The 20,454-nt window shown below is 72.0% G+C and carries 17 protein-coding genes and 2 pseudogenes; 11 read left to right on the top strand and 8 right to left on the bottom strand.

Going from position 1 to position 20,454, the window contains the following annotated elements:
- Positions 1-407: 407 nt before the first annotated feature.
- From ACFZBX_RS18890 to ACFZBX_RS18870, 5 genes are all read right to left on the bottom strand, one after another.
- Complete coding sequence (locus ACFZBX_RS18890) at positions 408-2,540, bottom strand: hypothetical protein (protein WP_391534853.1); 2,133 nt, start codon at positions 2,538-2,540, stop codon at positions 408-410.
- Positions 2,541-2,625: 85 nt separating this feature from the next.
- Positions 2,626-4,344 (bottom strand): hypothetical protein, encoded by a 1,719-nt coding sequence (locus tag ACFZBX_RS18885; RefSeq protein ID WP_391534852.1) that lies wholly within the window; start codon positions 4,342-4,344, stop codon positions 2,626-2,628.
- Positions 4,345-4,359: 15 nt separating this feature from the next.
- Positions 4,360-4,746: an ATPase gene (locus tag ACFZBX_RS18880; protein ID WP_391534851.1), complete on the bottom strand. Its 387-nt coding sequence runs from the start codon at positions 4,744-4,746 to the stop codon at positions 4,360-4,362.
- Between the two features lie 19 nt (positions 4,747-4,765).
- Entirely contained in the window at positions 4,766-5,617 is an 852-nt protein-coding gene (locus tag ACFZBX_RS18875; RefSeq protein WP_391534850.1) for a hypothetical protein, read from the bottom strand.
- A complete protein-coding gene (locus ACFZBX_RS18870) occupies positions 5,614-5,901 on the bottom strand; it encodes a hypothetical protein (protein WP_391534849.1) in 288 nt (95 codons plus the stop codon). Before ACFZBX_RS18870 ends, ACFZBX_RS18875 begins: the two co-directional genes overlap by 4 nt.
- 719 nt (positions 5,902-6,620) lie before the next feature.
- On the opposite strand from ACFZBX_RS18870, the gene ACFZBX_RS18865 reads away from it, so the two are divergent.
- Both ACFZBX_RS18865 and ACFZBX_RS18860 read left to right on the top strand, forming a co-directional pair.
- A complete protein-coding gene (locus ACFZBX_RS18865) occupies positions 6,621-7,394 on the top strand; it encodes a helix-turn-helix domain-containing protein (RefSeq protein WP_391534848.1) in 774 nt (257 codons plus the stop codon).
- Positions 7,391-7,864, top strand: a complete 474-nt coding sequence (locus ACFZBX_RS18860) for an NUDIX domain-containing protein (protein ID WP_391534847.1) — start codon at positions 7,391-7,393, stop codon at positions 7,862-7,864. Before ACFZBX_RS18865 ends, ACFZBX_RS18860 begins: the two co-directional genes overlap by 4 nt.
- Before the next feature lie 8 nt (positions 7,865-7,872).
- Here ACFZBX_RS18860 and ACFZBX_RS18855 read toward each other — a convergent pair whose 3' ends face one another.
- Positions 7,873-8,406: an HD domain-containing protein gene (locus tag ACFZBX_RS18855; RefSeq protein ID WP_391534846.1), complete on the bottom strand. Its 534-nt coding sequence runs from the start codon at positions 8,404-8,406 to the stop codon at positions 7,873-7,875.
- Positions 8,407-8,434: 28 nt separating this feature from the next.
- On the bottom strand, positions 8,435-8,869 hold the full coding sequence (locus ACFZBX_RS18850; RefSeq protein ID WP_391534845.1) for a GntR family transcriptional regulator: 435 nt from the start codon (positions 8,867-8,869) through the stop codon (positions 8,435-8,437).
- Between the two features lie 337 nt (positions 8,870-9,206).
- Here ACFZBX_RS18850 and ACFZBX_RS18845 point away from each other — a divergent pair, with 337 nt between their 5' ends.
- From ACFZBX_RS18845 to ACFZBX_RS18830, 4 genes and pseudogenes are all read left to right on the top strand, one after another.
- Entirely contained in the window at positions 9,207-10,340 is a 1,134-nt protein-coding gene (locus ACFZBX_RS18845; RefSeq protein ID WP_391534844.1) for a toll/interleukin-1 receptor domain-containing protein, read from the top strand.
- 179 nt (positions 10,341-10,519) lie between these two features.
- Positions 10,520-10,609 (top strand): annotated as a pseudogene (locus ACFZBX_RS18840) (glutamine synthetase); the annotation flags it as partial.
- A 153-nt stretch (positions 10,610-10,762) separates the two neighbouring features.
- Positions 10,763-11,995 carry an LAETG motif-containing sortase-dependent surface protein gene (locus ACFZBX_RS18835; RefSeq protein WP_391534843.1) on the top strand — a complete coding sequence of 411 codons (1,233 nt, stop codon included), beginning with the start codon at positions 10,763-10,765 and terminating at the stop codon, positions 11,993-11,995.
- Between the two features lie 137 nt (positions 11,996-12,132).
- Positions 12,133-15,165: a bifunctional [glutamine synthetase] adenylyltransferase/[glutamine synthetase]-adenylyl-L-tyrosine phosphorylase gene (locus ACFZBX_RS18830; protein ID WP_391534842.1), complete on the top strand. Its 3,033-nt coding sequence runs from the start codon at positions 12,133-12,135 to the stop codon at positions 15,163-15,165.
- 121 nt (positions 15,166-15,286) lie between these two features.
- Here the strand turns inward: ACFZBX_RS18830 and ACFZBX_RS18825 are convergent, their stop codons facing one another.
- On the bottom strand, positions 15,287-16,198 hold the full coding sequence (locus tag ACFZBX_RS18825) for a phosphatase PAP2 family protein (RefSeq protein ID WP_391534841.1): 912 nt from the start codon (positions 16,196-16,198) through the stop codon (positions 15,287-15,289).
- 239 nt (positions 16,199-16,437) lie between these two features.
- Here ACFZBX_RS18825 and ACFZBX_RS18820 point away from each other — a divergent pair.
- The 5 genes and pseudogenes from ACFZBX_RS18820 to ACFZBX_RS18800 all read left to right on the top strand — a co-directional run.
- Positions 16,438-16,644 (top strand): annotated as a pseudogene (locus tag ACFZBX_RS18820) (hypothetical protein); the annotation flags it as partial.
- Entirely contained in the window at positions 16,645-17,025 is a 381-nt protein-coding gene (locus ACFZBX_RS18815) for a hypothetical protein (protein ID WP_391534868.1), read from the top strand.
- Positions 17,004-17,306 carry an alpha-1,6-glucosidase domain-containing protein gene (locus ACFZBX_RS18810; protein ID WP_391534867.1) on the top strand — a complete coding sequence of 101 codons (303 nt, stop codon included), beginning with the start codon at positions 17,004-17,006 and terminating at the stop codon, positions 17,304-17,306. Before ACFZBX_RS18815 ends, ACFZBX_RS18810 begins: the two co-directional genes overlap by 22 nt.
- Positions 17,300-17,383, top strand: coding sequence for an alpha-1,6-glucosidase domain-containing protein (locus ACFZBX_RS18805; RefSeq protein ID WP_391534866.1), 84 nt, complete (start codon positions 17,300-17,302; stop codon positions 17,381-17,383). The genes ACFZBX_RS18810 and ACFZBX_RS18805 overlap by 7 nt, the downstream gene beginning before the upstream one ends.
- Before the next feature lie 568 nt (positions 17,384-17,951).
- Positions 17,952-20,288 carry a M4 family metallopeptidase gene (locus tag ACFZBX_RS18800; RefSeq protein WP_391534840.1) on the top strand — a complete coding sequence of 779 codons (2,337 nt, stop codon included), beginning with the start codon at positions 17,952-17,954 and terminating at the stop codon, positions 20,286-20,288.
- Positions 20,289-20,454: the final 166 nt, after the last annotated feature.

Raw genomic sequence — 20,454 nt, 5'->3', positions numbered from 1 at the left:
AGTCGGACGAGGGAGGCGAGGAAGTCGTTCACGGGTCCGGCGGCGCCGGTTCCGGCGGCGGTGAAGCCGGAGAGCCAGAGCACGAGCGCGGTGGGTAGGGAGACGCGTCGGCCCCGGATGAGGACGGCGGAGATGATCGCGAACAGGACGGTGGTGCTGAGCGCAACGATCACGGCGGGGCTCTCTTCCGAGGGGCGGTTCGAGGCGTGGGCGGCCCGCCTGGAGGTGCGTGGGGGCGGGTGGTGGTGCCTGTCATCCGGGGTGTCATCCGGCCTGTCTGTCACCTGTCGCCTGTCACCTGTCTGTCACCTGTAATCCGCAGGTCACAGAGGGGGTGACAGGTTCCGGGAGCCTCAGGTGCCCCCCTGTGTGGGGCGGGGTGACAGGTGACAGACAGGCGGTCGGGGTCAGGCGTCGGGGGCGTGGTCGCGGTGGACGTAGCGGGTCTTGCTGCCCTCGCCGATGCGGAGCGCGTCGCCGCTTTCGACCCATGCCTTGAGCCAGTTCTGGAGCACCGGGCGGCGGGTGCCGTAGGTGTCCTTCAGGGCCCGTTCCATGGCGGATGCGCCGGTGCCCTCGGGCCCGGCGTCGCGCAGCAGTCGCAGCGCGGCGTCCTTCGCGTCGGGCGTCTCCGGCGCGGCGGGCTCGCGGCCGGTGGACCAGGTGGACGGGTCGGACCAGTCGGTGCCGGGCGGGGTGTTGTCGGTCTCGGTGCCGGCGGCGGGCAGGAGCCAGATCGATTCGAGGTCGTCGGCCGGCGCCTCGGCGGGGGTGTCCCATCCGGCGGTGGCCTTCCACCCACCCGTCGGGGCGGCGCCCCGGCCGGTCCCGGCACCCGTGGTGGTGGTGCCGGCGGCGCCCGGGGTGGTGGCGGTACTGGTAGCCGACGCGGGGGTGGTGACGGTCTCGGTGTCGGTGGCCCAGAGGTGGCCGCAGCGTTCCAGCAGCCAGCGGTCGGTGTAGTCGGTGCCGGCGGCCTCGAGGGAGGGGGTGTCGAGGGCGGGGCGGCGGTGGGAGGTGAGTGCGCTGATCTCCTCGATCATGTCGGGGGTGATGCGCGGCTGGCGGGCCTTGGCGGGCTGCTTGCCCTCGGTGCCGACCAGTACCGACCCCGGCCCCGAGAAGCTGTCCTCGGCGCGCAGGGCGCGCCAGCCGAAGAGGTGGCCCAGTTCGGAGTCCTCGAACGCGCCGGTCGCGAGCCGGTTGGACGCCATCTTGCGTACGAGCGGGTCGGGCATGACGTCCTGGGTGACGCGCAGGACGGACACCACGGCGCGGATGGCCATGGCGCGGGCGATGCGGATGACCTCCGAGACGCCGGCGAGGACGGCGCGGGCTTCGCGGGTGGCGGCGACCTCGGCGCCTTCGTCCATGACGATGACGATCTCCGGCACGGTGGGGCCGACGGGGAGCTTGTCGTCGTTGGCGTCGCGCATGGCGTCCTGGTAGGCGGCCTTGCGGCGCTTGGCGATCCGCACCGCCGCCGCCAGCATGCGCTTGGCCTCCTCCGGGGTGGAGGCCACCCAGTCCACGCCCGGCACGGGGATCTCGGCGTCGGCCCAGCGTGAGGTGGGGCGGTGGAGTTGGGCGTCGCGCCAGGCGTTCAGCCAGGGCAGGCCGATGCTCCCGGCGTTGAGGTCGATCACCCACACGAGCGTGTCGTTCGTCTGGAGCAGGCGGGCGATCAGCGAGTGGAGCCAGTTGGTCTTGCCGCTGCCGGTCGGCCCGGTCACGATCGTGGAGGCCTGCCGCAGGTCCATCTCCGCCCGCATCCCGTTCGACATGAGCGCGACCGGGATCGGGTTGTTGACCGTGGTGACCTCGCCCATCTCGTCGACGGGGAAGAGGAGTTGGTCGGTGAGGACCTTGGTGGTGACCTGGATGAGGACGCGGCGTCGGGAGATGCCGGGCATGACCTGGAGTCCGCAGCCGTCGGGCAGGTCGAGGTCGGAGCCGAGGCCTTCGGTGCGGTCGGTGATGGACCGTCGGGTGGTGCCGCCCTCGGGTAGTTCGATCTCCAGCGTGTAGCCGGCGCCTGAGGGCCAGTGCTCGATCCCCAGGACGGTGACGTCCACGTTGCAGACGCGCTTGATGCGGTCGGTCCACTCGGCGGCGATCTGGCGGCGGGCGCCGATCAGCAGGAGGTGTTGGCGCTTGGCCTGCTCGACTTCCTCGTGGGCGGCGAAGCCGACGGCGAGGGTGCCGGCGGCGATCCCGGCGGCGGCGAGCGAGCCGATCTCGGGCCACTGCCACGGCCCGCCGTGGGCGAGGGCCCAGGACGACCAGCCGCCGGCCGTCATCCAGCACGTGCTGCGGAAGGTGAGGGTGGCGGCGGTCAGGCGCTTGCGCAGGCCCGATCCGATGGTGCCGAGCGCCCCGGCGGTGCCGGCGGCGAGCGCCCAGGTGGCGGGCATGCCGCTCGCGTGGCCGAGCGCGGTCGTGGTCAGCGCGCCGGCGGTGGCGTTGAGGGTGCCGGACAGGACGCCGTGTCCGGCCTTCCAGTCCACCTTGGGGCCGGTGGTCTTGGTGGTCTTGGTCATGCGGTGGTCTCCAGCCGTACGGGGCCGGGCCGTCCACAGGGTGTGGACGGCCCGGCAGGGGTGTGGGTGCTGGGGAGAGGAGGGGTCAGACGTTCCACTTCCGCTCGGCGTCCAGGCCGTTGCGGGGGTTCTCGTGGCGCTCCAGGTCCTCGGCGTGGGCCTTGCGGAAGGTGGGGGCGACCTCGTCGAGGGCGTGGACGACGGCGCCCATGGCCCGGTAGCCCTGGCTGATCTCCTCGACCACGGCCGGGTCGAGGGGCAGGCGCTCGGCGGCCTGCTCGGCGAGGACGCGCAGGACGTCCTGGAGCGTGGTGAACGCGACGGGCAGGTCGTCGGCGAACGCGCCGAACTCGATCATCGTCTCGGGGTCGAAGGTGGTCGCGGCCTGGAGCAGGACGTCGGCGGCGGAGGTGAGGTTGAACGAGGCGGCGGTGGTGCTGCCGTCGAGGTCGGACACGGTGGACTCCTTCACGGTGGACTGGCCGAGGGTGATCGGGGCGACGGCGGGGGTGGTGTCGGGCCGGGAGGGGCGGCCGAAGATCTCGGCCGCGACGATGCCACCGGCATTGGGGGTGGCGGTGGTGCCGGCCGGGGTGGGGGTGGGGCGGCCGGGGATGTTGACGTACTGGGCGGGAACCGGCACCGACACCGCCCCGGCGACCGGGGTGTTGTGGGTGCCGGTCGGATTGGCGGTGCCCAGGATCGCCGCGTCCCGGGCGGCGCGCACGGCGCGGGCCCGGGCGGCCATCCGGGCCCAGGTGCGGCGCACGTGGCCCGCGACCTTGCCCTTGTGGCGCCAGTTGCCGACCGCCGCCGACGCCAGGCCGACCAGGCCGGTCGCGGCGGCGACACCGGCCATCCGCGCCCGGTGACGCGCCGCCGAGCGGCGCAGGGCCTTCGCCTGCACCGGCGAGGGACCCGAGCCGCGCAGGACGCCGGGCCCCGCCGGGTGGACGCCCGCGCCGGTCGCGGGGTCGATCCCGGCGGCCCGCTCGGCCCTGGCCTGACCCTTGGCCACCCTGCGGGCGGTGCGCTCGGCGACCTTCGCGAGCCGCCGGTCCCGCCGCTCGGCCCGCCGGTCGACCTGCCCGCCGCCGGCCCCGGCGTGCGGGGCGGAGCCGGGCAGACGGGACGCGGCCTTGGCCAGGGTGTGCGCGGCACCGCCGCCCGCCCGGTGGCGCGGCCCACCGGCCTTCGAGCGGGGGCCGGCGGCCGTGCCGGACGGCCCGGTCGCGCTGCGGGCGGGGGACGGGGTTCCGGCCGTTCGACCCATGGCGGAGGGTCCTTTCCGAGACACGGAGGAGGAGGCGGGAGCGGCGGACGCCCGCCCGGCGGCGGCCCCCGCCGGAGCGGCGGCACGGCCGGCCGAACGGGCACCGGACGGCGCGGAACGGGCCGAGAGGGAAGGCGAGCTGACGCCGCCTGCCCGGGCGCGGCTGGTCGGGGCGGGGGTGAAGAGGCCACCCGGCGCGGCGGCGCGCTGAGCGGCGGCGCGGCGGGCGGCGGTGTGCGGGGTGTGGCGGCGGGGGGTGCGGGAGCGGCGGGCCAGGCCGCCGATCGCAGCTGCGCCCGCGGCGGTGCCGGCCACGGCGAGGGCGACGGGGCCGCTGAGGGACAGCGCCCCGGCGACGGTGCCGCCGAGCGCGTTCGCCACGGCCACCGCGAGCGGCACCCCCGGTACCGCCCCGCCAACGGGGGCGGGGGCGGGGGCGGGTGGTGTCTTCACCGCAGGACCGGCGGTGGGCGGCTGGATCTGGGGGACGGTCGTGACCTCGACCAGCGTCGGCGCGGGAGGTTCGGACATCGCTTCCTCCCTGGCTCAGCGGTCCACGACGGGCTTGCCGAGGTCGCGGTGGGTGAGGTGGACGGCGGTGCCGGTCTTGCCGACGCGCCGGGCGATGGCCATGGCGACGGTCGCGGCCCGGTGCCGGCCGCCCGCGCAGCCGACCGCGATGGTCAGCGGCGCCTCGCTCGGCCCGGCGTCGAACGCGTCGGCGACCAGCGCGGCGGCGGTGATGGCCTCCCGGATGCCCGGGGTGCCCAGGACGGCCCGACGGACCGGCAGGTCGTGAGCGGTCTGGTGGCGCAGGGCGGGGTCGACGTGGGGGTCACGGAAGTGGCGGCGCAGGTCGAGGGTGAGGTGGGCCTCGGGCGGGGCGCCGTGCAGGTACCCGAAGCTGATCACATTGATCTGGGTCACGGACATGACTGCGGTCTCCCGGGGTTCAGGCGGCGACGGGCGTGGGGGCGGTCGCCTGGCGAGTGCGGAGCTGGTCCTGTACTCGCTGGGCGCGGGGCTGTCCGATGCCGTACTCGGCGCGCAGGGTACGGATGGAGGGGAGGGCGCCGTCGGCGAGTACGGTGGCGAAGTGCTCGGCGGCGACCGGGGTCAGCTCGTCGAGGTCTTCGGGCTGTTCGCGCTGGTCGGGGCGGGTGTATCCGGTGTATCCGCCGTCCTCGGGTACGTACTCGGCAGCCGGGTACGGGCGGATACGCTCCGGCCCGGCTGCGAGTACGGGGCGGGGCGGGAGCGGGCAGAACTCCAACTCCACCACCGGCTCGGCGGCGGGCAACGGGGCGGCCTCGGCTGCGGCGGGTACGGGTTGCGGGTACGCCTCGGGCGGCGCGGGTGCGGCGGGTACGTCCGCCGGATACGGCCCGCCCGGGGCGGGTACGGGCTCGGCCCACAACGGCGGCAGGTCGTCCTCCGCCGCCTGCTCCGGGTCTTCGGCGGCGGGCGTGGTGTAGGTGTGCAGGACGTGCACCCGCCACAGGACGAGCGGGGCGATCGCCGAGACGGCGACGATCAGCCGCCAGTCCGGGGTGATGACGCCGGCGCCGAGCAGGTGCGCGGCGGCGTTCGTGGCGATCATCCCGAGCACCGGCGGGAACACCTCCCGGCCGGCCCGAAGGGCCCGCAGCGCGTAGGTGTCCAGGGCCAGGGGGAGGCCGGCGGCGACGACGGGGTGAAATCCGCTGTCGACGGCCAGCGCCCACTCTCCGTGCGCCGAGACGACGACGGCCGCGCTCATCGCCAGCCAGGCCAGCAGGTCCATCCGTCCGGCGGCCCGCTTCACGCCGCCACCCGGGCGGTGCTCGCGGTGCGGCGGATGACGGCCGGGCGCCGCAGCGGCACCGGCGCGGCGCTCAGCAGGCGCTCGGCGTAGGCGGCCAGCGCCGGGTCCTCCCGGCGCAGGTCCGCCACGATGTCGGCCGCGGCGTCCATCCGGGCGGCGCGCTCCGCCTCGCTCTCACCGGGCACCCCGGTGAACAGGCGAGTGAACTCGGAGTCCACGCCGAGCGCCAGCTCGGCGAACTCGCCCTCCGTCAGGGCCGTCTGGCCTGCAACAATCGACCTCACGGGTCTACCTCTTCTCTGTTGGGGGTGTGGGCCCGGGGCCGCCGCGCGATCCTTGGCCGGGAGCGCGGCGGCCCGCTTCATTCAGGGCCCTGGCCGTTCGAACGGTCACGAGCAGCCACGGCCCCCGGCACCCGCCCCGCAGTCATGGATGCGAGGGGGTGTCGAGGGCCGTGGTCACTGGTGAAGCAAGGGGCTCGGTCTCAGCTGGACGCGGTGCAGCTCGCTCCGGGGAAATCCCTCCCGGAGATCGTCGCCGGCGAAAAGGTCGGCCGCGTCGGTCTTTTGAGTCGGCTGCGTGTCCCATGGACAGCCCGCCGTCTGAAGGGCGGGCCGAGGTGTCAGGGCGTGCGCCCCTTCTCTGCCGACTGGTCTCCACTCACCCCGACCGGCGTGGTCACGGACGGACTGCGGTGGTGGATCACTCTTTTGAGTTGTCGGGGTAGTGCGTTTATGCAGCTCAGAGCAGCCCAAAGAAGGGCCGTCAGTTCATCCGCCTCGCCATGCGAGACATGTTGAACATGTCTCTTACGATGCCGAGAAGCCGACGCTCCGTCAAGTCCTTCGTTTGGTTCGGTCGGAGATTCCGACCGTGCATCACTAGATTCGGCGCTTCGGCCGTGTCGGAACACGGCGCGTCTGGACGGCTACGATCCGACTTCGCTACGGTCGAGTCGTCCCAGATCGTCCAAGCGCCGCAACGTCGTCCAGGGGAGGGCGCGATGGCCAACGAGAGGCTGCGAGGGGCCATCCTCGCGAGCAAGTTGACGATTGAGCAGATCGCCGAGCGCCTAGGAACGAGCCCGCGGACGGTTGAGCGGTGGGTGGAGGCCAAGGATGGGCGCCGGCCCTACCGGCGTTTTCAGTACGCGCTCGCCAACCTGTTGCAGCGGGACCTGTCGGAGCTGTGGTCGGACGAGCAGACCAGCAGCGCGACGGCCGAGGCTGGCCGGGCGGAGTTGGTGAAGCTCTACCCTCACCGGGCCGTCGTCCCGAAGGAGCTGTGGACCTCGCTTTACTCGAAGGCCACGCGCCACTTCGACCTGGTGGTCTACGCGGGCTTCTGGCTGTCCGAGGACCCACTGTTCTTCCGGCTCATCCGGGAGAAGGCAGAGGCTGGCGTGCCCGTGCGGCTCATGCTGGGCGATCCCGAGAGTCCCGGCGTGGCTCAGCGCGGTGAGGACGAGGGGATCGGGCCTGCGATGGCGGGCAAGATCCGGAATGCATTGGCCAACTACGCGCCGCTGTTCGGGATTCCCGGAGTCGAGTTCCGGCTCCACTCGACGACGCTCTACAACTCGCTCTACCGCGCCGACGACGACCTGCTCGTCAACGGGCACGTCTACGGAGTCGGCGCCTACCTGGCTCCTGTCCTGCACCTCTCGCAGGTGCCGGGCGGAGAGCTGTTCAGCACGTACGCGGCGAGCATCGAGCGCATCTGGGAGGGTTCCCGGACCATCGCCTTGCCCCAGCTCGAAAGTGAGGTCGTCGTATGAGCCGGATCGACTACTTCCATGACCCGGCCGCCCCGCCGGCGAACTCCGTTGTGCCGTCCGTCACCGCGATGGTGACAGACGAGGCGGGGCGACTGCTGCTGATCCACAAGACCGACAACAACCTCTGGGCGCTCCCCGGCGGCGGGCACGACATCGGGGAATCCGTCGCGGACACGGTGGTCCGCGAGGTGCGCGAGGAGACGGGAATCGATGTCGAGGTCGACTCCGTCGTGGGCCTGTACACGGACCCGGGGCACGTCATGGCGTACGACGACGGGGAGGTCCGGCAGCAGTTCTCCATCTGCTTCAGGGCCCGGCCTGTCGGCGGCGAACTGCGGACGAGTTCGGAGTCGAAGGAGGTCCGCTGGGTGAACCCGGCGGACCTCGACGACCTAGACATTCACCCGTCCATGCGGCTGCGGATCACCCATGGCTTGGAGTCCGCCCGGGTGCAGCCGTACATCGGCTAAGCCGTGGCTCAGGCCTGGATGAGCTGGCCCTCGATCCGGCGTGCAGCCGCGTCGATCTCAGGCTCGGCACGGCGGATGAACCGCCCGACGATGCTGTCGGGCCCGTACCGGCCCACGATCTCCGCGATCCGGTCGGGAGTCGTCGTCGGCGTGCCGTCCGGCGTCGTCGTCATGTCGCAGTAGATCAGGGCGTCCACCAGGTGAGGCTCCTCCAGCGGGAACTCCTCCTCCAGCTCCCGCCGCAGGCCGCGCTCCTCCGCTTCGAGCAGCGCGCACGAGTGGTGGGCGACCAGCCGTACGACGCGCTCGTCCACGTTCTCCATGCGCAGGAATCGCGCGCCGTCGAGCGGGTGGAAGCCGGTGTCGACGAGCCGCGGTGAGTATCCGACGTCGTGCAGGACGGCGGCGGCCTCGAGTAGCTCCGCGTCCGGGCCGAGGATGCCGGAGAGGGTGCGCGCCTTGCTGGCCACCCCCTTCGAGTGGGACCAGCGGCGGGGAAGGTCGGCGGACAGGAGGGACTCGGCAAGCTCGTAGGCCCACACGGTTGTATCTGCTCCTCGGTGATCGTGGTCAGGAATGATCGGCGGGAAGCGCCCGGACGCGCCGGCCCTTCCCATGGCGGACTTCGAGAACGCCGGCGCCTTCCAGCTGGGCGAGGGCTCGTCGGACGGTGCCCCGCGCGGCGCCGGTCGTCTCGGCGAGCTCCTTCTCCGAGGGGAAGTCGGCTCCGACATCTAGCGTTCGCACCAGCGCGGTGAGCTGGTCGAGTACCGGCGGCTTGCGCTCGGCACCCACAACGACCCACCCGGCTCCGGGACGCGACGCGATGAGCCCTTTCGCCGCAAGGGAGTCCAGGGCGCGACGAACCGTGGTGCGGCCAACGCTGTGGGTCTCCATCAGTCGGGCTTCGGAAGGAAGCGACGTCACTGTGGAGTTCCCGCTGATCTCGGTCTCGATCGCGTCGGCGATCCGTAGGTAGGTACCGCGCGGGCTCCGCTCGGCCACTCGCCGCTCCCTTCTCTAGGCAGATACCTTGCTCAGGATGAGCGATTGGGGGCGGCAGATGCCAGCCTCTGGGGCGGGAACCTGCGGCTGGCATCTCTCCAGGCCATGTCGGGCCGGCTGCGGGTATTAGTCTTCTTGATGCTTCAAGGATGCCCACGGCGCGCCAGTATGAGGCTCGGCCGCTTGCCGCCGCTCCTGTCGCGTACGCGGCGACGGTGGTGGTCAGTCGCGCCGCGGAGGCCGGACGGCGTAAGGCGGATTCATCGAGATCGGAGGCGAGTGGCAATACTTGCCATTCGCCAGACGTGGGACGGTGGCAGGGTCTACGCTGCTCGCTATGGCGGAGAACGGGCCCGTGGGCTTCTGGTCTTACACGCATCGCGACGACGAATTGGTCGATGGCCGGATTCTTCGGCTAGCCAAGGCGATCGGGGATGCCTTTGAGTTGATCACGGGCGAGGAGTTGGGTGTATTCGTCGACAACAAGGATATTTCCTGGGGCGACGCATGGAGGGCAAGAATTGATTCCGCTCTGCTGAGCGGGACATTTCTGATTCCAGTAGTTACGCCCAAGTTCTTTTTGAGTCAGGAATGCAGGCGCGAAGTTCTCACTTTTGCCGGTAATGCGGCTAGTCTCGGAGTGAGCGACCTGCTTCTGCCAATTCTCTATGTGGACGTTCCGGCGCTTGCCGATAATCCTGCAAGTGACGAGGTGGTGGCTCTCGTTGCCTCACGTCAGTGGGTCGATTGGCGCGATCTCCGCTTGGAGGACGAAGGATCGCCAGCCTATCGAAAGGCTGTTGTAGGACTTGCGGAACGTCTCAATAGTATCTTGAGCGCCACCCAGATTGAGCCGATTCGTCCAGCAGTTGACGGGGCTTCTCCCGTAGATGGGGGCGAGTCGGAGAGTCTTGATGATGCTCCAGGATTCCTTGAGGTTATGGCCAAGGCCGAAGCCGCGATGCCCAAATGGGCTCAAACGATGATATCCATCTCGGAAGTTACCACCGAGGTGGGTATTATTACCGTCTGGGCTGCCGGTAAAATGAAGGAGTCTGACGAGAAAGGTGAAGGCTTTGCTGGGCGTATGGCGATTGCGAATCAGCTGAAGGATCGCCTTGAGGTGCCAGTCGAAAGGTATGCCGAGCTTGGGTCTCAGTATTCCGCTGAGCTTGTGGCGATTGATCCGGCAATTCTTGCCATGATTCGCCAAATCGCTGAGGAGGAGCTCGGGGGAGAGGTGACGGATGCCTCCCGGGAGTTCCTGTCTGGTATCAAGGCGCTCGTGGAGGCGAGTAAGGTAAGCCTGCCGTCCCTGCAGGAGCTCGCTGAGAGTTCCAAAGCCCCCGCCCAGCTGGTAAGCAGTCTTCGGCCAGTTATGAAAAAGCTTCAGACTGCTATTCAGCAGGTAGTGGACGGCAGGACAATCCTTGATGAGTGGGGTCGGCGGATCGACGAGCTGGGCCTGTAGTACTCCGCAGGGTGAGCTTGGGCATTCCTCGCCATCGTGGCCGTGAGTAGCGGCGCGGCGGGAAGTGCTGGGCCGCGTGTGGGCCGTCCGGGATCGGCCGATGGTGGCCAAGGGTACTCGCCAACGACCGCTCAACGGTTGCCCATCGGGTGCTGATTCGTCCCGCCCTGGGGAGTCATCAGTTCCTGCGCAACAAGAAGCAGGAGTGGGAGGAGTACCGCTCCGAGGTCACCCCCTTCGAGCTGCGGAAGAATCTTCAGGTTCTCTGACGGCCCGTCAATCGTTCCGGGTGGGGCGGGCGGTGTCCCCCGCGCATGGTAATCCGTTAGGCCAGTGTGGCTACTCTGCAGCGGTGCGAGCCGTTGCGGGGGCGCGAGTGGGCGTATGCAGAAGATCCGTTTTGCGGATCACCCTGGAGTGTCATGCGTACTCGAATCACCACCCTGGCCCTGTCCGGACTGACCTCGGCCGCCCTCGTGTGGGGGGCCGCCTCCGCCGCCTACGCCTCGCCCTCCGCCGACGACCACCGTGCGGCCGCCGGATCGGCGGAGGCCCAGGGTGAGTGGGTCGACGGGCTCCTCCGTGTGGCCGCGGAGGACAGCGGCAGCGCCGCCCACGCCTGGACGTTCGACAACCGGGGCGGGCTGCCGGAGGAACTGACGGTTCGTCATTCCTACTGGTCGGACGGCCTTCCCGGGGCGGCCGCCGTCGAGCAGGGCATGGCGGCCGCGACGGGCGCGACGGACTCGGCGGTCGAGCCGGCCGGGGAGGAGGCCGGGCGCGACCGGCCGACCCCCCGGCCGCTGACGCCCGAGGCCTCCGACGAGTCGGGCACGTACTCGGCCCCCACCGGCGAGCCCTGCCACGAGGAGACCCCCGTCTGCCCCTGCCACCACGGTGACCACGAGGGCCACGGCGGGCACGAGGGCCACGGCGGTGGGAACGGCGGAAGCGGCGGGAACGGCGGCAATGGCGGGGCCGGTGGCAACGGCGGGGCCGGCGGGAGCGGCGGCGAGCAGAGCCAGGCCGAGAGCCAGGAGCAGGCCCAGGGCCAGTTGCAGGGGCAGGGCCAGTCCCAGGGCCAGTCCCAGAACGGCCAGCAGACCCAGGACCAGCACGTCAACGTGACGGTCATCGTGCAGAACCACATCCACAACGACCTCAACAACAGCGCGAACAACAGCGCCACCAGCAACTCGAACAACACGTCGCAGAACTCGGCGCAGAACTCGGCGTCCAACAACGCCTCGAACAGTGCCTCGAACAACGCTTCGAACTCGAACTCCAACTCCAACACGGCCTCGAACGCGGCGCACAACAGCCAGTCGGCCTCGCAGGCGAACAACCTCTCCAACGTGAACAAGGCCAAGTTCGGCGCGGGTGAGCGCGGGTCGTACCGGCCGGGGCACGGCGGGCACCAGGGTCACCAGGGCGGCGGCGGCCAGGGCCACCAGGGTTACCAGGGTCACCAGGGCGGCGGCCAGGGCGGCCACCACGAGGAGGACGGCGGCCACCACGGCCAGGAGAACGGCCGGCACCACGAGGAGCTGGCCGAGACCGGCAGCGAGTCGACGCCGGTCCTGCTCGGCCTCTCGGCGGCGTTCGTCGCGGCGGGCGCGGCGGCCATGCGGATCGGTCGCCGCCGTTCCGCCTGACCGGAGCGGGTGGTGAACGACGGGCGGTGCGCGAAGCGGCGCACCGTCCGTCGCCGCGTCCGGGGCCGCCCGGCCGGGTTCGCGGGTGGCGCGGCGCCCGGGCGCGTAGCCTGCTGGGGCGGACGGACGGAGAGGCGATGACGGTGGAGGAACAGCGGGCCGGCAGCCGGGTCAGCCGGCCGGAGATCAGGCTGGTGCGGCGCGGCTTCACCGATCCGGCGCGGGCGCTGCGGCTGCTCGCCGAACCGGCCCTGGACGGCCTCGGCGCGGACCCGCTGCTGCTCGACGCGCTCGCCGCCACCGCCGACCCCGACCTCGCGCTGCTCGGCTTGTCCCGGCTGCTGGAGGCCGCCGACCCGGCCGACCGGCGGACCCTGCGGGACACCCTGACCACCTCCAAGCCGCTGCGCGACCGGCTGCTCGGCGTGCTCGGAGTCTCCACCGCGCTCGCCGACCACCTGGCCAGGCACCCGCACGACTGGCACGTCCTGGTCACCTTCGAGCTGCGCGACATGCACCCCGGCCCGGAGGACTTCCGCCGCGCGCTCGCCGAGGCCGTCGCCCCCGCCGTCGCCGACCCCGCCGGGCGCCCGGCCGACGCGCTGCGCGTCGCCTACCGCCGCTGCCTGCTGGCCATCGCCGCCCGCGACCTCACCGGCACCACCGACCTCTCCCAGGCCGCCGCCGAACTCGCCGACCTGGCCGGCGCCACCCTGCAGACCGCCCTCGACCTGGCCGCCGCCGAGGACCCGGACGCCGCCGAGGCCTGCCGCCTCGCCGTCATCGGCATGGGCAAGTGCGGCGGGCGCGAACTCAACTACGTCTCCGACGTCGACGTCATCTACGTCGCCGAGCCGCGCGAGGGCGTCGACGAGCAACGGGCGCTCCAGGCCGCCACCCGGCTGGCCGCCGCGCTCACCCGGCTGTGCGCCGACACCACCGGCGAGGGCACCATCTGGCCGGTCGACGCCAACCTGCGCCCCGAGGGCCGCAACGGCCCGCTGGTCCGCACCCTGGCCAGCCACCTCGCGTACTACCAGCGCTGGGCCAAGACCTGGGAGTTCCAGGCGCTGCTCAAGGCCCGTCCGGTGGCCGGCGACCAGGAGCTCGGCGAGGCGTACACCGCCGCCCTGGCGCCGCTGGTCTGGCAGGCCGCCGCCCGGGAGAACTTCGTCACCGACGTGCAGCAGATGCGCCGCCGGGTGATCGACTCGATCCCCGTCACCGAGCTGGACCGCCAGCTCAAGCTCGGCCCGGGCGGGCTGCGCGACGTCGAGTTCTCCGTCCAGCTGCTCCAGCTGGTGCACGGCCGCACCGACGAGGCGCTGCGCAGCGGCAACACCCTGGAGGCGCTGGCCGCGCTCTCCCGCGGCGGGTACGTGGGCCGCGCCGACGCCGCCTCGCTGGACACCGCCTACCGCTTCCTGCGCTCGCTGGAGCACCGCATCCAGCTGCACCGGCTGCGCCGCACCCATCTGATGCCCACCGGCGAGGAGGACCTGCGCCGGCTCGCCCGCTCGCTCGCCCCGCTGATCAACGACGACACCCGGGCCGACCCGGTCGCCGCGCTCCAGCGGGAGTGGAAGCGGCACGCGGTCGAGGTGCGCCGGCTGCACGAGAAGCTGTTCTACCGCCCGCTGCTGGACGCCGTCGCCGAACTGCCGCCGGGCGCGGCCGGCCTGCGCCCGGAGGCGGCCCGGGCCCGGCTGGAGGCGCTCGGCTACGCCGACCCGGCCGCCGCGCTGCGCCACCTCACCGCGCTCGCCTCCGGGGTCAGCCGCAAGGCGGCCATCCAGCGCACCCTGCTGCCGGTGCTGCTCGGCTGGTTCGCCGATTCCGCCGACCCGGACGCCGGGCTGCTCAACTTCCGCCAGGTCTCCGACGCGCTCGGCCGCACCCCCTGGTACCTGCGGCTGCTGCGCGACGAGAGCGCCGCCGCCGAGCAACTGGCGCGGGTGCTGTCGGCCGGCCGGCTGGCCCCCGACCTGCTGCTGCGCGCGCCCGAGGCGGTCGCCGTGCTGGGCGATCCACAGGGTCTGGTGCCGCGCGGGCGGGCCGCCGTGGAGCGGGAGGTGCTGGCCGCCGTCGGCCGGGCCGATTCCACCGCCGCCGCGGTGGCCGCCGTCCGGGCGGTGCGTCGGCGCGAGCTGTTCCGCACCGCCGCCGCCGATGTGCTCGGCCGGTTCGGCGAGGACCCGGCGCAGGCCCTGGAGACCGCCGGCGAGGCGCTCACCGCGCTGAACGCCGCCACCCTCCAGGGCGCGCTGCGGGCCTGCGTGGCCGGCTGGGAGGCCCGCAACGGCGCGCTGCCGACCCGGCTCGCGGTGATCGCGATGGGCCGCTTCGGCGGGCACGAGCTGGGCTACGGCTCGGACGCGGACGTGCTCTTCGTCCATGAGCCGCTGCTCGGCTCGCTGGAGGAGGACGCCGCCCGGGCCGCCCAGGCGGTCTGCCTGGAACTGCGCGCCCTGCTGGCCGCGCCGTCCACCGAGCCGCCGCTGGAGGTGGACGCCGACCTGCGGCCGGAGGGGCGCAACGGCCCGCTGGTGCGCTCACTTGCCTCGTACGCGGCGTACTACCGGCGCTGGTCGCACGCCTGGGAGAGCCAGGCGCTGCTGCGGGCCGAGCCGGTGGCGGGCGACGCCGAGCTGGGGGAGCGGTTCCGGCAGCTGGTCGACCCGCTGCGCTACCCGGGCACCGGGGTGCCGGAGCGGGACCTGCTGGAGATCCGCCGGATCAAGGCCAGGATCGAGGCGGAGCGGCTGCCGCGCGGCGCCGACCCGACCACCCACACCAAGATCGGCCGGGGCGGGCTGGCGGACGTCGAGTGGACCGTCCAGCTGCTCCAGCTCCAGCACGGGCACGGGCTGCCGGGGCTGCGCACCACCCGGACCAGGGCGGCGCTGGCGGCGGCGGCCGGGGCCGGGCTGGTCGGCGCGGAGGACGCGGAGGTGCTGGACGCGGCCTGGGTGCTGGCCTCCCGGGTGCGCTCGGCGGTGATGCTGGTGCGCGGCCGGCCGGGGGACTCCTTCCCGGCGGACGCCCGGGAGCTGGCGGGGGTGGCCCGCTACCTGGGGTACGGGGCCGGGCACAGCGGCGAGCTGGTGGACGACTACCGGCGCACCACCCGGCGGGCCCGGTCGGTGGTGGAGCGGCTGTTCTACGGGTGACGCGGAAGCCGGACGGGGCTGGACGGGGTGGGGCGCGGCGGGACGGGACAGGGTGGGACGGGGCGGGACGGCAGAGGGGCCCCGGTGGTGTCCGGGGCCCCTCTGTTCGTCCGTGCCGGCGCTACCGCCGGGCGCTGGTCACCGCGGGTTCGCTCCACTGCTCCGGGACGGTGACCGGCTCGGCCGGCTGCTCCGCCCTGACGGGCACCTGTGGGAGTGAGTAGACCCAGGAGTGGTACAGCCAGCGGGCGGCGAGGTAGCCCACCAGCAGGCAGAGCACGCCGCCGACGGCGTCCATCCAGAAGTGGTTGGCGGTCGCGACGATCACCACCAGGGTGGCCACCGGGTAGAGCAGGCCGAGCACCCGGACCCAGGTCCGGCGGGCCAGGAAGAAGATGGTCAGACCGCACCACGTCGACCAGCCGATGTGCATCGAGGGCATCGCGGCGAACTGGTTGGAGACATGGGTGGCCGGGCCGGAGGCCATCGAGCCCCAGGTGCCGTGCGTCTTCACGGTGTCGATGAAGCCGCCGTCGGTCATCAGCCGGGGCGGTGCCAGCGGGAAGAAGTAGAAGCCGACCAGCGCGATCGCGGTGGTGACGAACAGCACCGTGCGCACCGCGCCGTAGCGGCCCGGGTGCCGGCGGTAGAGCCAGACCAGCACGCCGATGGTCACGATGAAGTGCAGTGTCGCGTAGTAGTAGTTCATGCCGGTGATCAGCCAGCCGATGCTGTCGGCGGCGTGGTTGACCGAGCGCTCGACGGCGATGCCGAGGGACTTCTCCAGGTCCCAGATCCAGCCGGCGTGCTTCTGCGCCACCGACTCCTGCTCGGGGACGGCGTTGCGCACCAGCGAGTAGATCCAGTAGCTGAGGCCGATCAGCGCCAGCTCGAACCAGATCCGAGGCCGCGCCGGGGAACGGCGCTGCTCACGCACACGGGTGCGCAGGGTGGCGGTTCGGGAAGGGGCCGCGCTAGTGGCTCCGTCGGGCATGCGGCCGCCGTTCTGCTGGATCTCGGTCGGTTCCCCCATGGACGAGAAGTCTGCCAGACGTCCCGTAGCCGTCCGCTCATCCTCCGGAAGTGGATTCTTCACCAGCTGTCCCCCTTGAGAGGTAGGGGGTGGCTCCCACCGGGGGAGGGGGTGCGATCGGGTCTGGTGCGAACCGGTGGGACGGGCATACGTCCCATTGTCATGCCGGGAGGGCCGGGTGGCGCAATCGGGGGTGGGCATCAGGAAGGGGGACGCATTCTCCTTGCCCGAAGCGCTTTCTGCATCTTGCCGGAACATATTGCAGGCCGCCGGCGTCTCGGCAACCCGAGCCGGTCCGGCCGCCCTCGCCGCCGCCCGCCCGGCCCGGCCCGCCCACGGACGCCGCGCTCGCCGCCACCGCCGGGCGGCACGACCTCACCCGTGAGCAGTTCTCCTTCGTCCTGCCGGACCGCTTCGCCAACGGCGACCGGGGCAACGACACCGGCGTGGAGAAGAACGGCGTCAAGGACGTCGAGACCGACCGGCACATCGACATCGGCGCCACCGGCGAGGTCCGGGTCGCCGAGGGCGACCCGGCCGTCCGCGACAAGGACCTGCCCGACGACCAGTCCCTCGACCTGGCCGCCGACAGCCGCGAGGTCTGGCTCCTCGGCGGCCGCCCCGGCCACCTGCTGCCGCAGTCCGCAGGCGCCTCCTCCCAGCTGGACCCCGGTACGGCCAAGGCGCAGTGGATCGACGCGCGGACCGTCGTCGTCCCACCGGGTTTCTCGGTCCAGGTCTTCGACACCGCTACCGGCGGCACCCCGAAGACCCTGCCGCTCAAGCGCGACGACGAGACAAGGCCCTGCCGGCCGATCCCCGGCTGACCGTCGGCGCCGCCGACATCCGGGCGGCGAGCGCGCAGTACCAGGACCTGCCGCGGATCAAGCGCTCCTCGCCGCTGTTCGCGCTGCCCACCCTGGAGGCCGTCCAGCAGTGGCTCTCCTACCCGCTGTCCGGCACGCCCGGCGAGCCGCCCGGGGTGATCACCCTGCACCTCGACGGCACCGGGCTGCCGGGCGCGGAGAAGGGCGTCACGGTGGCGTCGCTCGCCGGGACGGCCCAGGCGCTGCACCCGGTGCAGGCGAAGGCGCCGATCCGGTGGTGAGGCAGGCCGGCTTCGACGCCGCGACCGGCACCTTCACCGTGCCGGGCCGCACCGTGGCGGTGTTCGTGCAGGGCTGACGGAGCGCCGCCGTTCGGGTCCCGTGCCGCCATCGGCGGTGCGGGACCCGAACGGTTTCAAGCCGCTTCCGGTTCCATTCAATGAATGGAGTTGTCCGAAAACCGCCCCTGGCACGGCCGGAAAGGTGAGGTGCCGCGCCGGTCCGGCGCCGGCCCGCACCGTCCGGGCCGGACACGCCTCCTGAGCGCTGGTCAGTGCCCGCGGGAGGTGGCCAAACCTCTTCGGCGGGGATGAAAACGATTTCCAGGAGTTCTCATCGGCGTAACACCGCCACGCTCCTGACGGATGTACGGGCCGGTAGCTAATCGGCCAATCCATGGCATGCATCTGTCATTAACGGCTCGTTTGCTGCCACGATTCCTGCGGCTGCAGACGAGGGGGCCCCACCCCCCGGTGCAGCTGTCCCAGGTGAGGAACGGCGCGTCCCCTGCCGGAAACCGCTCGACCACCTCGCTCCGCAACCGCACCCGCGCCGCGTATCGGCGGCGGGGGCCCCCACTGAGTCGCAACCCCGCGGCCAGGTTCTCTCCACCGCCGCGACCCGCGGCGGTCGGAAAAGGAGTCCGCATGTCCCGTTACGCCCACGCCCGGAAGGCGGCGGTTGTCATGGCCGCCACCACCGCGCTGCTGGTGACCGGAATCCCGGTCATCGCGCAGGCGGCCACCCCTGACGCACCGGCGGCCGTCGCCGCGCAGCAGGCGAGCCGGGCCGAGCTGATCGCCTCCGCCAACCAGCAGACCGTCGGCATCGCCCAGACCCTGGGCCTGACCGGTGACGAGAAGCTGGTCAGCAAGGACGTCGTCCAGGACGCCACCGGCGCCCGCCACCTGCGCTACCAGCGCACCTACGCCGGCCTGCCGGTGCTCGGCGGCGACCTGATCGTCCACCAGGACGCCACCGGCGCCACCACGGGCGTGACCAAGGCCAGCGAGGCCGTGCTGAGCGGCGTGAACACCACTCCGAAGCTCGCCGCGCCGAACGCCCAGGCCGCCGCGCTGGCCGCCGAGGCCGGCTCCGCGCTCGACACCGCCCCGCGCCTGGTCGTCTGGGCCGCCGACGGCACCGCGAAGCTCGCCTGGGAGACCGTCGTCTCCGGCAAGCAGGAGAACGGCACCCCGAGCCGCCTCAAGGTCGTCACCGACGCCACCACCGGCGCCGTGCTGAGCAAGGTCGAGAGCGTCAAGACCGGCACCGGCAACGGCGTCTTCGTCGGCACCGTGCCGCTGACCACGACCCAGAGCGGATCCTCGTTCCAGCTCAAGGACGGCACCCGCGGCGGCCAGTACACCACCGACATGGGCAACCGGACCACCGGCAACGGCACGCTGTTCTCCAAGTCCAGCGACACCTGGGGCAACGGCTCGGCCACCAACCGCGAGTCCGCCGCCGTCGACGCCCAGTACGGCGCCGCCGCGACCTGGGACTTCTACAAGAACACCTTCAACCGCAGCGGCATCCGCAACGACGGTGTCGGCGCCTTCAGCCGCGTCCACTACGACACCGGCTACGTCAACGCCTTCTGGGACGACGGCTGCTTCTGCATGACCTACGGCGACGGCGACGGCGACACCCACCCGCTGACCGAACTCGACGTGGCCGGCCACGAGATGAGCCACGGCGTCACCTCCGCCACCGCCGACCTCAACTACTCCGGCGAGTCCGGCGGCCTCAACGAGGCCACCTCGGACATCTTCGGCAACGCGGTCGAGTTCTACGCCAACCTGGCGAAGGACAACCCCGACTACCTGGTCGGCGAGCTCATCGACATCAACGGCAACGGCACGCCGCTGCGCTACATGGACAAGCCCTCCAAGGACGGCCGCTCGGCCGACTCCTGGTACTCGGGCGTCGGCAACCTGGACGTGCACTACTCCTCCGGTGTCGCCAACCACTTCTTCTACCTGCTGGCCGAGGGCAGCGGCGCCAAGGTGATCAACGGCGTCAGCTACAACAGCCCGACCGCCAACAACGTCACCGTCACCGGCATCGGCCAGGCCAAGGCGCTGCAGATCTGGTACAAGGCGCTGACCTCGTACATGACCTCCACCACCAACTTCGCCGCGGCGCGCACCGCGACGGAGAACGCCGCCAGGGACCTCTACGGCGCCGGCAGCCCCGAGGTGATCGCGGTCGGCACCGCATGGGCCGGCGTCAACGTCGGCACCGTGCCCCCGAACCCGGGCGGCGTCACCGTCACCAACCCGGGCAACCAGAGCACCAAGACCGGCACCGCGGTCAACCTGGCCATCAAGGCGAGCGGCGGTGCCGCCCCGCTGACCTACTCGGCCACCGGCCTGCCGGCCGGCCTGTCGATCAACGCCTCCACCGGCGTGATCACCGGCACCCCGACCACCCTCGGCACCTCGAACGTCACCGTGACGGCCAAGGACTCGGCGAACAAGACCGGCACGGCGAGCTTCACCTGGACGATCACCGACTCCAGCAGCACCTGCACCCCGGCGCAGCTGCTCGGCAACGCGGGCTTCGAGACGGGCACGGCCTCGCCGTGGACCGCCTCCAGCGGCGTGGTCGACAACTCCTCCTCGCAGGCGGCGCACGGCGGTTCGTGGAAGGCCTGGCTGAACGGCTACGGCTCGACCCACACCGACACGCTGTCCCAGACGGTGAGCATCCCGGCGGGCTGCCGCGCGACGCTGGGCTTCTACCTGCACATCGACACCGGTGAGTCCGGCTCGACGGTGTACGACAAGCTGACCGTCCAGGTCAACGGCACCACCCTGAAGACCTACTCCAACGTCGACGCGGCCGCCGGCTACCAGCTGCGGACCTTCGACCTGTCGGCCTACGCGGGCCAGACGGTGACCCTCAAGTTCACCGGCACCGAGGACGCCTCGCTGCAGACCAGCTTCGTCATCGACGACACCTCGATCGCCACGAGCTGACCCGGCGCCGGTGACGCCGGCGGAAACCAGGTGAGACAGGGGCAGGGCCCGGCGGGTGCGACCGCCGGGCCCTGTTGTCGTGCGCGGACGGCTGCGTGAGGCCTGCACGAGGCCTGTACGAGGCATGTGACGCTGAACGACACCTGGCGTCCGTAGCCGTCCCCCT

The organism is Kitasatospora sp. NPDC008115, from assembly GCF_042957205.1.
Classification (GTDB): domain Bacteria; phylum Actinomycetota; class Actinomycetes; order Streptomycetales; family Streptomycetaceae; genus Kitasatospora.
This window is presented reverse-complemented; position numbering and strand designations above follow the sequence as displayed.

Coding starts and splice junctions, on each gene's coding strand:
- ACFZBX_RS18890 (WP_391534853.1), bottom strand. CDS start 2,540: ATGACCAAGACCACCAAGACCACCGGCCCCAAGGTGGACTGGAAGGCC.
- ACFZBX_RS18885 (WP_391534852.1), bottom strand. CDS start 4,344: ATGTCCGAACCTCCCGCGCCGACGCTGGTCGAGGTCACGACCGTCCCC.
- ACFZBX_RS18880 (WP_391534851.1), bottom strand. CDS start 4,746: ATGTCCGTGACCCAGATCAATGTGATCAGCTTCGGGTACCTGCACGGC.
- ACFZBX_RS18865 (WP_391534848.1), top strand. CDS start 6,621: ATGGCCAACGAGAGGCTGCGAGGGGCCATCCTCGCGAGCAAGTTGACG.
- ACFZBX_RS18860 (WP_391534847.1), top strand. CDS start 7,391: ATGAGCCGGATCGACTACTTCCATGACCCGGCCGCCCCGCCGGCGAAC.
- ACFZBX_RS18845 (WP_391534844.1), top strand. CDS start 9,207: ATGGCGGAGAACGGGCCCGTGGGCTTCTGGTCTTACACGCATCGCGAC.
- ACFZBX_RS18835 (WP_391534843.1), top strand. CDS start 10,763: ATGCGTACTCGAATCACCACCCTGGCCCTGTCCGGACTGACCTCGGCC.
- ACFZBX_RS18830 (WP_391534842.1), top strand. CDS start 12,133: ATGACGGTGGAGGAACAGCGGGCCGGCAGCCGGGTCAGCCGGCCGGAG.
- ACFZBX_RS18825 (WP_391534841.1), bottom strand. CDS start 16,198: ATGGGGGAACCGACCGAGATCCAGCAGAACGGCGGCCGCATGCCCGAC.
- ACFZBX_RS18800 (WP_391534840.1), top strand. CDS start 17,952: ATGTCCCGTTACGCCCACGCCCGGAAGGCGGCGGTTGTCATGGCCGCC.